Below are 12,789 nucleotides of genomic sequence, written 5' to 3' on the forward strand. Positions count from 1 at the left end.
TCAAAGAACTCGTTTGCCGCCGAGGCGACTTTATCAATATAACATTTTGTTATATTTTCGTCAACAACTTTTTTTATTTAAAAGTTGTTTTTCGTTCGTTTCTCTTTGTTGTCTTTCGTGACAACGAATATAAATATACCAGTTCGTTTATTAAAATGCAATAGTTTTTTTAATAAAATTTTAAAACTTAGTAAAAGGTATAAAAACAGTGACAATTGCCTATATAAAGACACCTTTCTTCTATAGAATAAATAAATCATTTTCATTTCACTATATTAGAAAACAAAAAAGCTTTGGAGAAATCTCCAAAGCTTTTTTAACCTTGCTTATGGCGCATAGCCGGGAATAACAGTACATCACGAATAGATGGCGCGTTTGTTAATAACATAACAAGGCGGTCAATACCAATTCCAAGTCCACCTGTAGGCGGCATACCATACTCAAGCGCTTCAATATAATCATCATCCATCATATGCGCTTCATCATTACCTTGCTCGCGCTCTTTTAATTGCGCTTCAAAGCGTTCTTTTTGATCGATCGGATCATTTAACTCTGTAAATGCATTCGCATGCTCACGAGCGACAATGAATAGCTCGAAACGATCTGTAAAGCGTGGATCTTCATCATTCTTTTTCGCAAGAGGAGAAATTTCCACTGGATGTCCGTAAATAAATGTAGGCTGAATTAATTCTTCTTCTACTTTTTGTTCGAAGAATTCGTTAATAATGTGGCCAACTTCCATTGTATCTTTAATTTCTACACCATGTTCTTTCGCAAGCGCACGCGCTTCCTCAACACTCATTGGATTCCAGAAATCTGCCCCAGAGTATTGTTTAATCGCATCTACCATATGAAGGCGCGTCCATTCTGGCTCTAAATTAATTTCTTGTTCACCATACTGGATTGTCGTTGTACCTAACACTTGTTTTGCAATATGAGCAATCATATTTTCTGTTAGTTTCATAATATCTTTATAGTCAGCATACGCTTCATATAATTCAATCATTGTAAATTCAGGGTTATGACGTGTTGACACACCTTCATTACGGAATACACGGCCAATTTCGTATACTTTCTCTAAACCACCTACAATAAGGCGCTTCAAATGTAATTCAATCGCAATACGCATGTATAGTTCCATATCCAACGCATTATGATGTGTAATGAACGGACGAGCAGAAGCCCCACCCGCAATTGCATGCATCATTGGCGTTTCAACTTCAAGATAACCATTGTCATCTAGGTATCTTCTCATTTCACGAATGATTTTACTACGAGTAACAAATGTTTCGCGACTCTCCATACTCGTAATTAAATCTAGGTAACGTTGACGATAACGTTGTTCAACATCTTTCAATCCATGGTATTTATCCGGAAGTGGACGAAGAGCTTTCGTTAATAACGTAAACCCTGTCGCTTTTACTGACAGTTCTCCTACATTTGTTTTGAAAACTTTTCCTTCGATCCCTACTAAATCACCTAAGTCAGCTGTCTTAAATAATTCATATTGCTCATCCCCAACAGCATCTTTACGAACATAAATTTGAACTTGTCCATGTAAATCTTGAACATGCGCAAAACCAGCTTTCCCTTTACCGCGCTTCGTCATAATACGACCGGCAATAGAAACAGTGATTTCCTTCTCTTCTAATTCTTCTTTAGAGAACTCTCCATACAAGCTTAATAATTCTTTCGTTGAATTTGTACGTTCAAAACGTTTACCAAATGGGTCGATCCCTTGTTCACGTAAATTATGTAACTTCTCGCGACGAACAATCAATTGATCATTTAGTTCTTCGTGGTTCATGTTATCCATGGTATTGATATCACTCCAGCTCTATTAAATTTTATAATATATACAGTATATCATTTTCTACTCAACTAGAAAAACTGCCAGCAAGTAACTGGCAGCTCTTCTTTCTTTCACGTAATTATAGGAATTGATAAAGAGAATGTCAATCACTCTCCCCCTACATTTCCTTAACCAACATGAATTGTTTTTTGTTTTGCTTCTACTTCTTCTACAAATGCACCTAATAAGGAGGCAAAATCTTGACGCGTATTACAAACATTAATCCCATTACGCACTCTCGCATTACCACTGACACCTTTTAGATACCAAGCTGCATGCTTTCTCATTTCCCTTACTGCAATATTTTCATTCTTTAAATCAATAAGGCGATCTAAGTGCAGCATACATACGTCTATTTTCTCACGTACTGTTGGCTCCGGCATCAATTCCCCTGTTTCTAAATACTTTACTGTACGATAAATCATCCACGGATTACCAAGAGCTGCTCGGCCAATCATAACACCATCTACACCGATTTCATCAAGCATACGCTTCGCATCTTGAGGCGTTTCTACATCGCCATTTCCGATAACAGGAATATTTACAGATTGCTTTACTTGTTTAATAATATCCCAATCCGCTTTCCCTTCATACATTTGAACACGCGTACGTCCATGAACCGCTACCGCTTGACCACCTGCACGTTCAATAGCTCTAGCGTTTTCAATTGCAAAAATATGGTCCTCATCCCAACCAATACGCATTTTAACTGTAACTGGCTTTTCAACAGCATCTACAACTGCCGCTACCATTTCATATACTTTATCTGGATCTAATAGCCACTTTGCACCTGCATCACATTTCGTAATTTTAGGAACAGGACAACCCATATTGATATCGATAATATCTGCCGTTGTACTTTTATCTACATATTTCGCGGCACCAACAAGCGTTTCTTTCTCACCACCAAAAATTTGTAAACTTAGCGGCTTCTCTCTCTCATCGATATATAGCATATCTAACGTTCTTTGGTTGTTTAATAAAATTGCCTTATCACTTACCATTTCGGCACACACTAAGCCTGCACCAAACTCTTTTACTGTTAAACGGAATGCAGAGTTACACACTCCCGCCATCGGTGCTAGCACAACCGGATTCTTCATCTCAATGTTTGCAATCTTTAACACTCGACTATCTCATCCCTTCATCCTCACTTTGGCATTAATTCATCTATTGAAATATTTAATGTCTTAGCAACTTCTACTACAAAATCTTGAGAAGGGGTCCTATTCCCTCTCTCAACTTCTCCTAACACAGATACAGATACCCCTAATTCTTTCGCAAAACCTTCTTGCGTATAACCTTTTAACTTCCGAAAAGCACGAATGCGCCTTCCCCATTTTTCTGCTTCCATACCGTTACTCCCTCTCGCCTTTTCATTTCATCTACCTGTGAACGTGAAATGTTTTGTTTTATATCTTGATTAATCTCTAACAACGGAACGATAACAAAAGCTCTTTCAAACATCCGCGGATGCGGAACAATAAGATTCTCTGATTCAATATTTTCTTGATTATAGAGCAAAATGTCAAGGTCAACGGTTCGCGGTCCCCATCTAATTTCCCTTTTTCTTCCTAAACCAACCTCGACCTTTTGCGTTACTACCAACAATTCTTGCGGCAATAAATTGGTAGAAATTTTTATAACTAGATTTAAAAAACGATTTTGATCTGTATATCCAACAGGGTCCGTCTCATACACAGAAGAAATATCCTCCACTCGAATATGAGGATTTTTATTTAACAGCTCAATCGCTTGTGATAAATAAGTATAACGATCACCAATATTTGAACCTAACGCAACGTATACAACATTTTTCATGATCGTTCTCTCGTAATTTCTACCGCCACAGCACGGTAATGCCCTGGTATTGGCGGATCCGGTTTAATAACCTTTACTGTGCATCGCAAAATACTTACGTATCGATTCAATATATTCGCCGCTATTTTTTCTGCAATGCTTTCTACAAGCTTGTATGTTTGATCCTCAACTACTTGCCTACAAAGTTCAAAAAGTTCCCCGTAGTTGACCGAATACTCTAAGTCATCGCTTTCGCCTGCTTTTTTCAAATCCAATTCCACCGTTAAATCAACTTTAAATCTTTGTCCTAATTTATTCTCTTCTGGAAATACACCATGATAGCCATAAAACTCCATATCATGAATATAAATTTTATCCAATCACTTTACCCCCTTGCCAATCATCGCATCCATCATCTTTGCCATACGCGCCATTTCCTTGACATCATGAACACGAATCATTTCACAACCTTTTTCAATTCCAAGGCAAATTGACGCCCCTGTCCCTTCTAAACGCTCTTCTACCGGCAAGTCTAAAACATGACCGATAAATGATTTTCTCGAAGTTGCAAGAAGTACTGGATACCCTAATACATGTAATTGCTCTAAATTACGCATCGCTTCTAAATTTTGTTCCGGCGTCTTCGCAAAACCGATACCTGGATCTAAAATGATATTTTCATCCGGTACTCCTGCATCTTTTGCAATTTTAACACTCTCATATAAATCCGCAATCATATCGGCCATAAGGTTGCGATAATTTGTATTTTCACGATTATGCATTAAAATAATTGGCACATTATAACGCGCTGCAACTTCTGCAATTTTCGGCTCCGCCTTCGCTCCCCATACATCATTAATAACATGGGCACCCGCTTCAATCGCTTGTTTAGCCACCTCAGCTTTATACGTATCAATAGAAATAGGCACTTTCACTTCTTTCGAAACCGCTTGAATCATCGGAATTACACGCCCTAATTCTTCCTCCACCGAAACTTTTGCAAAACCAGGACGAGTTGATTCCCCGCCAATATCAATAATATCTGCACCGCCAGCTACCATTTCTCTCGCATGACTTACGGCTGCGTTAACCTCATCGTAGTTTCCACCATCTGAGAATGAATCCGGTGTAACATTTAAAATCCCCATGATTAACGTCTTTTTATTTAAATCCAATGTATATTCGCCGCAGCGCAAATCATAATTCCACTTCACACTACACATCTCCTCTTAGCAATTCATTTCGGTTCCAAAGGCTTTCTCGGTACATTTCATATATACCCACGAAAGCCTTCGTAGCCTCTCCTTCTTTACCCGGAAAATTGACTCCTTCAATCTGATTAAGCGGGACAATTTCTTGGATAGAATTTGTTACAAACACCTCATCAGCAGAAAGCAACTCCTTTTGTGTAAACAAACCTTCTTCTACATGTACACCTAATACTTCAGCAATTCTTATAATAAAAGCGCGAGTGATCCCATTTAAAATCCCAGTTTCCAGAGATGGCGTATATAAAACACCTTTCTTCATAAAAAAGAGATTCGAAACAATCCCCTCCGCAACGTGACCTGCTTCAGTAAAGAAAATCCCTTCTTTATTCACAACATTTCCAATTTCACGTTTCCCTAAAATGTTATTTAAATAGTGGTGGGACTTTAAACGAAATGCTCCTTCAGGCGTATTTCGTTTTTGCTTCAAAATAACCCCTTCTTTTTCTAACACTTCACCCGGAACGGGCAACGGCTTTATAAATACAATAATAGAAGGCTCTTCATATGACTCTGTTTGTAAGCCTATTTCACCTATACCAGCCGAAACATTAAATCGAACATACGCATGGTCTAACCCATTTCGCACAAGTAATTCTTGCAAAATACGAAGTACGCCATCTTTCGTCATCTTCCACTCAATTTGCAATACAGAAAGAGCATCCGTTAAACGTTCATAATGATCGTCTAATAAAAATGGATGGCCATTATAAATGCGGAACGTCTCAAAAACCCCTAGTCCATATAAATACCCATGGTCATAAGGAGAAATTTTCGCCTCACTCGCTTCCACATATGTGCCGTTCACATAAATTAACATGACGATACACTCGGGCTATAGCTACGAATGAAATTTTGTAGTAACTCTTTCCCATGAGAGGTCATAATAGACTCTGGGTGAAATTGTACCCCTTCAATCGGCAATGTTTTATGGCGAAGTGCCATAATCTCTCCTTCTTCTGTCCAAGATGTTACTTGTAAGCATTCTGGCAAAGTTTCCTTTTTAACGATAAGAGAATGGTAACGCGTTGCGGTAAATGGATTTGGAATATCTGCGAAAAGTGTTTTTTCATCATGATACATCAGAGAGGTTTTCCCATGCATCAAGCGATCTGCACGAACAACATCTCCTCCAAATACTTGTGCAATCGATTGATGTCCTAAACACACGCCAAAAATAGGAATCTTCCCTGCAAAATATTTAATGGCATCCATACTTATGCCCGCTTCATTCGGACTACAAGGTCCTGGTGAAATCATTAAAAAGTCTGGCTTCATTTGTTCAATATCTGAAATTGTAACTTCATCATTACGTTTAACAACGAGCTCTTGTCCAAGTTCTCCAAGAAATTGCACTAAATTAAATGTAAAAGAATCATAATTATCAATCATTAATATCATTTCTCTCACCTAACCGTTTCTTCGCTGCTTTCTTTCGCACGCCATAAGGCGATCGCTTTTTTCAACGATTCTTTATACTCATTTTTTGGATTTGAATCAATTACAATTCCTGCTCCAGCCTGCACGTATGCTTGGCCACCCTTTGCAAGAAGCGTACGGATTACAATATTTAACTCCATATCTCCTGAATAGCCAATCCAACCAATTGAACCTGTATAAATCCCACGGCGAACTGGCTCTAATTCCTCTATAATTTCCATTGTACGTATTTTAGGTGCCCCCGTAATCGTCCCACCCGGAAAGACAGCTCTCACTAAATCAAAAGCATCCTTATCAGACTCAACTTCACCACGAACGTTTGAAACGATATGCATAACATGTGAATATTTTTCAATGACCATAAATTCATCTACTTCTACAGTCCCATACTTACAAACTCGCCCCAAATCATTACGTTCTAAATCTACAAGCATGACATGTTCTGCACGTTCCTTTTCATTTTCAATTAACTCTTTCGCCAAGCTCTCATCTTCTTGTTCATTTTTCCCACGAGAACGTGTACCAGCGATTGGACGTGTACTAACTTCATTCCCTTGTTTTTTAATTAACAATTCAGGTGAACCACTAACGATTTGAAAGTTTCCCAGCTCTAAATATCCCATATATGGCGATGGATTAATTTCACGAAGACTCTTATAAATTTCTAACGGATGTGTTTGCAATGTTTTTTCTTGTCTCGTAGACAAATTCACTTGAAACACATCCCCCGCTCCAATGTATTCTTGAATACGCTGAACAGCCTCCATGAAGTTTTCTTCTGTAAAAGCCACTGCATCTTTTTTATTTTCAGGACTTTCAAATGGCACTTTAACTTCAGGAGCTTCCTTCACCCAAAGATTCTTCCATTCATTCAAGCGACTTTCCGCTTCTTCATGTTCATCTATATAATGCGTAATAATCCACAATACTTCCTCTTGTTGATCATACACAAAGACATCATCAAATAATAAAAAGAATATGTCAGGTATATCCACATCATCTTTTGCAAAAGAAGGGAGTTTTTCTATATAGCGGATACAATCATAACTAAAATATCCAATTGCCCCACCTTGAAATGGAGGATATTCTGAATTATGCTCCGTTTTCCATTTCTCCATATACTTTTGCATTAAATCTAAAGGGTTACCCCTTTCTATTGTTTCCTTACCGCTTTCCCTTATATATAACGTTTCATTCTTCCCTTGTATCGTCGCTACAGGATCGAGCCCCACAATACTATAGCGACCCCCGCGTCCACTTTCTAACAAAATATGTTGATGCTTATTTTGAGAAAGGAACTTGTACTGCTTAAAAAAGTCTAACTGATATGGAATAGAAAGCGCTAAAGATTTTCTTTGTTGCATATCAACACCCCGTCTTCTTTTATCCACTCCCTTAGACCCTTTATCTCAAATCATAAATAGCTAGTATGAAATGATTATCCTTGGGAGCTAGTGAAAATAAATTAACTTTACTACTACTTATTTTACATGAAGTTTTCTAGTCATTCATCCTTTTCCTATTTCCAAACAAAAAAGAAAAAGCACCCCTTTTCAGGAATGCTTTTTCTTAACCGTGCTAATTACGATTCAAATTGATAAAGTGGCGTACTTAAATAACGTTCTCCATTACTCGGGATAATAACAAGTACCTTTTTCCCTTTACCAAGTTTTTTCGCTACTTCTGTCGCAGCATAAATGACAGCACCCGAAGAAATACCAACTAAAATCCCTTCTTCACGGGCTACTCTTCTTGCATACTCAAATGCTTGCTCCGTTTTAACTTGAATCACTTCATCGTACACTTCTACATCCAATGTATCTGGAACAAACCCCGCTCCAATACCTTGAATCTTATGTGGACCTGGTTTACCACCCGATAACACAGGAGAATCTGCAGGTTCTACCGCATAAATTGTGATGTCTTTATATTTTTCTTTTAATACCTCACCAGCGCCTGTGATTGTCCCACCAGTGCCGATACCCGCGATAAACGCATCTAATTGATCGCCCATTTGTTCAACGATTTCTGGTCCTGTTGTCAAACGATGAATTTCTGGGTTGGCCTGATTTTGGAATTGCTGTGGTATAAAGTAACCATTCTCTTTTGCTAATTCAGTCGCTTTGCGAATTGCCCCGCCCATTCCTTCTGGTCCTGGAGTCAATACTAATTCGGCGCCATAAGCACGCAATAAATTACGGCGTTCAACACTCATTGTTTCTGGCATTACTAAAATTGCCTTATATCCTTTTGCAGCAGCTACCATTGCTAAACCAATTCCCGTGTTACCACTCGTTGGTTCAATAATTGTATCGCCCTCTTTTAATAATCCTTTTTGTTCAGCAGCTTCGATCATAGCTAGTGCAATACGATCCTTCACGCTACTTCCAGGATTCATAAATTCTAATTTTAAGTAAATGTCTGCGCTGTCTTGCTCTACGATGCGGTTCAACTTAACGATCGGCGTTTTCCCGATTAATTCTGAAACTGATTGTGCCACTCGCATTCCTGTCACTCCTAACACCGAGTATTTTTATTGGTTTTGTCTATATTGTAATTTTGACAGAATTTTTCCTAGTTGTCAATTTATTTGGATGATTGAAAATTAATAGAAATTATCCTTATAGACTATTAATTATATTTGTAATATCTTCTTTAGAGAACTTATATCTTTCATTACAGAAATGACAATGTACTTCTGTTTCATCCTCTTCCTCACGAACTTGCTTCAGTTCTTCCTTACCCAAACTAATCAACACCGCTTCAATGCGTTCACGAGAGCACGTACAGTTAAATTGAACATCCATCGTTTCTAGTACTTTTACTTTGTCTTCCCCTAATACTTCATACAGCAATTCTTCTGGCGAAAGACCTTTTTCAATTAATGTTGAAACAGGCGGGATTTTTTGTAAACGTTCTTCAATAAATGAAATCGTTTCTTCCTGTGCTCCTGGCATAATTTGTAGAATGAATCCACCAGCGGCTAATATGCTATCATCTCCATTCACAAGAACACCCACACCAACAGAAGAAGGTGTTTGCTCAGAAACAGCAAAATAATATGTGAAGTCTTCTCCTAATTCACCCGAAACAATTGGAGATTGTCCAATAAATGGCTCACGCATACCAATATCTTTAATTACTGTTACGAAACCTTCTGTACCTACAGCTTGATACACACGTAATTTCCCTTGTTCCGTTCCTTCAAAATCAACATGCGGATTTGTTACATACCCACGTACATCTCCATTCGCATGAGCATCTACTAGAATCGGGCCAATCGGACCATTTCCTTCCACCTTAATCGTCAGCTTTTGGTCACCTTTTAACATAGCACCCATCATTGTACCAGCTGTTAACGAACGCCCAAGTGCTGCTGAAGCAGTTCTCCACGTATCATGACGTCTTTGTGCCTCACTTACTGTATTTGTTGTACGCACACTGTATGCACGAACTTCACCATCAAATGCTAATGCTTTTACTAAATAATCTTTCATCCTTATTCATTCACCCTTCTCGTGTTGTAAATTCGCATTACGCTCATATAACATATGCAAGCCTTTCAATGTTAAAAACGGATCTACAATATCAATTACGTTAGATTCTTCCGCAATTAACTTCGCTAATCCACCAGTTGCAATAACTTTCGGTTCTTGTTTAGCTTCTTCTTTCATACGTTTTACAATACCTTCTACTTGTCCAACATATCCATACAGAATACCAGATTGCATTGCACTTATTGTATTTTTCCCAACAACGCTACTTGGCTTTGTAATTTCAATACGAGGAAGTTTAGCTGCTCTACTATATAGAGCCTCTGCTGAAATCATAATACCTGGCGTAATCACACCGCCCATATAATGCTTATTCTCGTTAATATAACAATATGTAGTTGCTGTACCAAAATCGACAATAATAAGCGGACTTCCATATAATTGGATACCAGCTACAGCATTTACAATGCGATCTGCTCCAACCTCGCGCGGGTTTTCATATTTAATATTTAAACCCGTCTTTATTCCCGGTCCCACTACAAGGGGTTTAATTTTAAAATACTTCTCACACATACGCTCTAAAGCAAACATAATTGGTGGTACAACAGAGGAAACAATAATTCCTTTCACATCTTGAAAAGAAAGACCCTCATGTTCAAGTAGCTGTTTCACTAACATACCATATTCATCTTCTGTTTTATGACGATCAGTCTCCATACGCCAATGTTGACGAAGTTCTCCATCTTCAAATACACCAAGCACTGCATTTGTATTCCCTACATCCAATACAAAAATCATATTCTCACCACTTATCCTATTTAATCTATATTTGTGCAGTATATACCAAACTGATACTGCCATCATATCATACATACCTATATAATCAGTTTTTCCATCTTCATCATTTTACAAAAAGATTGTTCAATATTTCAATTTTTAACGTAAAGAAGATTCAAATTTATATACAAGTACACAATTTCCCTGAACATAGAAAAAAGGAGTGACAATTGTCACTCCTTTATTTCTTACTTATCTTCTGTATCTTCATCATCTTTCTTCATGTTGATGTTTACTTTCACATCATCTGAAGATGTTGTACGTTCCGGTAATCTACCATAATCATATAAATGATTAATTTGCTCTGCATCTAATGTTTCTACTTCAAGTAACGTTTTCGCAATAATATCAAGCTTATCACGTTTTTCAGTAAGAATTTGTTTTGCACGAGCATAACACTCTTTCATAATTGTTTGCATTTCCACATCAATTTCATGTGCAATTGCATCACTGTAGTTTTGTTCTGAGTGGAAGTCTCTTCCTAAGAACACTTGACCACCTTGTGAGCTACCAAACTGCATTGGTCCAAGCTTGTCACTCATACCAAATTCCGTTACCATACGTCTTGCAATGCCAGTCGCACGTTGGAAGTCGTTGTGAGCTCCTGTACTTACTTCACCAAATACAATTTCCTCAGCCACTCGGCCACCAAGTAAACCAGTGATTTTATCAAGTAATTCTGGTTTTGTCATGAAGTAACGATCTTCTTTCGGAAGCATTACTGCATAACCACCAGCTTGACCACGAGGGACAATTGTTACTTTATGAACGATATCAGCTTCATCAAGCACGACACCAATTACAGTATGACCTGCTTCATGGAATGCCACGATGTTACGTTCTTTTTCAGAAATAACACGACTTTTCTTAGCAGGACCTGCAATAACGCGATCTGTCGCTTCATCGATATCAGACATATCAATTTTCTTCTTATCTTGACGTGCAGCTACTAACGCCGCTTCGTTTAATAAGTTTTCCAGATCCGCACCAGAGAATCCTGGTGTACGAGTTGCAATAGCTCTTAAGTTAATATTATCATCAAGCGGTTTATTACGAGCATGCACTTTTAGTACTGCTTCACGCCCATTTACATCTGGACGATCTACTGTAATTTGGCGGTCAAAACGTCCTGGACGTAATAATGCTGGATCAAGAATATCAGGACGGTTTGTTGCAGCGATGATAATAATACCTTCGTTTGCACCGAATCCATCCATCTCAACAAGAAGTTGGTTTAACGTTTGCTCACGCTCATCGTGACCACCGCCAAGACCAGCTCCACGCTGGCGACCTACCGCATCAATTTCATCAATGAAAATGATACAAGGAGCATTCTTCTTCGCATTTTCAAATAAATCACGTACACGGGAAGCACCGACACCGACGAACATCTCTACGAAATCAGAACCACTAATAGAGAAGAACGGAACGCCAGCCTCACCTGCAACAGCACGTGCAAGTAATGTTTTACCTGTACCTGGAGGTCCAACTAATAGGACACCCTTCGGAATACGGGCACCAACTTCAGCGAACTTACGAGGGTCTTTTAAGAATTCTACTACCTCAACAAGTTCTTGTTTCTCTTCGTCCGCTCCAGCTACATCTCTGAAACGTACTTTTTTCTTTTCATCATTGTATAACTTTGCCTTACTTTTCCCGAAGTTCATAACACGGCTACCACCGCCCTGAGCTTGGTTTAGTAAGAAGAAGAATAAAATGAAGATAATCACAAACGGAATGATAGAAGTAAAGAATGTCACCCAAGCACTTGTTTCTTCTGCTGGTTGGTACTTCACTTCAGCACCTTGCGCTTTGTCATTAATTTTCTTTTGTAATTCTTCAGTATTTGGTGCATAAGTAACAAATTGCTCTTCTTTACTAGCATTGCTAAATTGTCCTTTTACCTCAAATACACCATTTTTCGGTTGAAGCTGCACATTACGCACTTCACCTTTTTCAAGTTTAGTAATGAATTTATCGTAGCTAATTGATGTTGTTTTTTGTGTTGAACCATTAAAATAGCTCACGATTCCAATTACTACTAAGAATATCAGTAAATAAAAGATGGTATTACGGAAGATACGATTCATTCCTAACC

General features: G+C 38.2%; 13 protein-coding genes. All 13 read right to left on the reverse strand.

The annotated features are described in order from the left end of the window. Positions 1-316 precede the first annotated feature (316 nt). Positions 317-1,816 carry a lysine--tRNA ligase gene (gene lysS, locus CN373_RS21350; RefSeq protein WP_000369663.1) on the reverse strand — a complete coding sequence of 500 codons (1,500 nt, stop codon included), beginning with the start codon at positions 1,814-1,816 and terminating at the stop codon, positions 317-319. Positions 1,817-1,980: 164 nt separating this feature from the next. Further along, complete coding sequence (gene dusB / locus CN373_RS21355) at positions 1,981-2,979, reverse strand: tRNA dihydrouridine synthase DusB (protein ID WP_000912272.1); 999 nt, start codon at positions 2,977-2,979, stop codon at positions 1,981-1,983. A 23-nt stretch (positions 2,980-3,002) separates the two neighbouring features. After that, entirely contained in the window at positions 3,003-3,206 is a 204-nt protein-coding gene (locus tag CN373_RS21360; protein ID WP_000387032.1) for a helix-turn-helix domain-containing protein, read from the reverse strand. Continuing rightward, entirely contained in the window at positions 3,158-3,673 is a 516-nt protein-coding gene (folK, locus tag CN373_RS21365) for a 2-amino-4-hydroxy-6-hydroxymethyldihydropteridine diphosphokinase (RefSeq protein WP_000800337.1), read from the reverse strand. The genes CN373_RS21360 and folK overlap by 49 nt, the downstream gene beginning before the upstream one ends. Next, positions 3,670-4,032, reverse strand: coding sequence for a dihydroneopterin aldolase (gene folB / locus CN373_RS21370; RefSeq protein WP_000358056.1), 363 nt, complete (start codon positions 4,030-4,032; stop codon positions 3,670-3,672). Before folB ends, folK begins: the two co-directional genes overlap by 4 nt. Next, on the reverse strand, positions 4,033-4,875 hold the full coding sequence (gene folP / locus CN373_RS21375; RefSeq protein ID WP_079999426.1) for a dihydropteroate synthase: 843 nt from the start codon (positions 4,873-4,875) through the stop codon (positions 4,033-4,035). Further along, the gene (gene pabC / locus CN373_RS21380) at positions 4,868-5,740 is read right to left on the reverse strand and encodes an aminodeoxychorismate lyase (RefSeq protein ID WP_000909895.1); all 873 of its coding nucleotides are present in this window, start codon (positions 5,738-5,740) and stop codon (positions 4,868-4,870) included. Before pabC ends, folP begins: the two co-directional genes overlap by 8 nt. Then, a complete protein-coding gene (gene pabA, locus CN373_RS21385; RefSeq protein ID WP_000602306.1) occupies positions 5,734-6,321 on the reverse strand; it encodes an aminodeoxychorismate/anthranilate synthase component II in 588 nt (195 codons plus the stop codon). Before pabA ends, pabC begins: the two co-directional genes overlap by 7 nt. A 5-nt stretch (positions 6,322-6,326) precedes the next feature. Further along, on the reverse strand, positions 6,327-7,724 hold the full coding sequence (gene trpE, locus CN373_RS21390; RefSeq protein WP_001187435.1) for an anthranilate synthase component I: 1,398 nt from the start codon (positions 7,722-7,724) through the stop codon (positions 6,327-6,329). A 218-nt stretch (positions 7,725-7,942) separates the two neighbouring features. After that, positions 7,943-8,866, reverse strand: coding sequence for a cysteine synthase A (cysK, locus tag CN373_RS21395; RefSeq protein WP_001261700.1), 924 nt, complete (start codon positions 8,864-8,866; stop codon positions 7,943-7,945). Positions 8,867-8,981: 115 nt separating this feature from the next. Continuing rightward, positions 8,982-9,857, reverse strand: coding sequence for a redox-regulated molecular chaperone HslO (gene hslO, locus CN373_RS21400; protein WP_098360116.1), 876 nt, complete (start codon positions 9,855-9,857; stop codon positions 8,982-8,984). Between the two features lie 6 nt (positions 9,858-9,863). Continuing rightward, positions 9,864-10,652, reverse strand: a complete 789-nt coding sequence (locus CN373_RS21405; protein WP_000578363.1) for a type III pantothenate kinase — start codon at positions 10,650-10,652, stop codon at positions 9,864-9,866. Positions 10,653-10,879: 227 nt separating this feature from the next. Beyond that, positions 10,880-12,781, reverse strand: coding sequence for an ATP-dependent zinc metalloprotease FtsH (gene ftsH, locus CN373_RS21410; RefSeq protein ID WP_001079655.1), 1,902 nt, complete (start codon positions 12,779-12,781; stop codon positions 10,880-10,882). Positions 12,782-12,789: the final 8 nt, after the last annotated feature.

It is taken from the genome of Bacillus cereus (assembly GCF_002561295.1).
In the GTDB taxonomy this organism is placed as follows: domain Bacteria; phylum Bacillota; class Bacilli; order Bacillales; family Bacillaceae_G; genus Bacillus_A; species Bacillus_A cereus_S.

What these genes read in the sequence shown, in the direction of transcription:
- CN373_RS21405 (WP_000578363.1), bottom strand. Translation starts at nt 10,652, where the DNA reads ATGATTTTTGTATTGGATGTAGGGAATACAAATGCAGTGCTTGGTGTA.
- pabC (WP_000909895.1), bottom strand. Translation starts at nt 5,740, where the DNA reads ATGTTAATTTATGTGAACGGCACATATGTGGAAGCGAGTGAGGCGAAA.
- ftsH (WP_001079655.1), bottom strand. Translation starts at nt 12,781, where the DNA reads ATGAATCGTATCTTCCGTAATACCATCTTTTATTTACTGATATTCTTA.
- CN373_RS21360 (WP_000387032.1), bottom strand. Translation starts at nt 3,206, where the DNA reads ATGGAAGCAGAAAAATGGGGAAGGCGCATTCGTGCTTTTCGGAAGTTA.
- folP (WP_079999426.1), bottom strand. Translation starts at nt 4,875, where the DNA reads ATGTGTAGTGTGAAGTGGAATTATGATTTGCGCTGCGGCGAATATACA.
- hslO (WP_098360116.1), bottom strand. Translation starts at nt 9,857, where the DNA reads ATGAAAGATTATTTAGTAAAAGCATTAGCATTTGATGGTGAAGTTCGT.
- folK (WP_000800337.1), bottom strand. Translation starts at nt 3,673, where the DNA reads ATGAAAAATGTTGTATACGTTGCGTTAGGTTCAAATATTGGTGATCGT.
- pabA (WP_000602306.1), bottom strand. Translation starts at nt 6,321, where the DNA reads ATGATATTAATGATTGATAATTATGATTCTTTTACATTTAATTTAGTG.
- trpE (WP_001187435.1), bottom strand. Translation starts at nt 7,724, where the DNA reads ATGCAACAAAGAAAATCTTTAGCGCTTTCTATTCCATATCAGTTAGAC.
- lysS (WP_000369663.1), bottom strand. Translation starts at nt 1,816, where the DNA reads ATGGATAACATGAACCACGAAGAACTAAATGATCAATTGATTGTTCGT.
- cysK (WP_001261700.1), bottom strand. Translation starts at nt 8,866, where the DNA reads ATGCGAGTGGCACAATCAGTTTCAGAATTAATCGGGAAAACGCCGATC.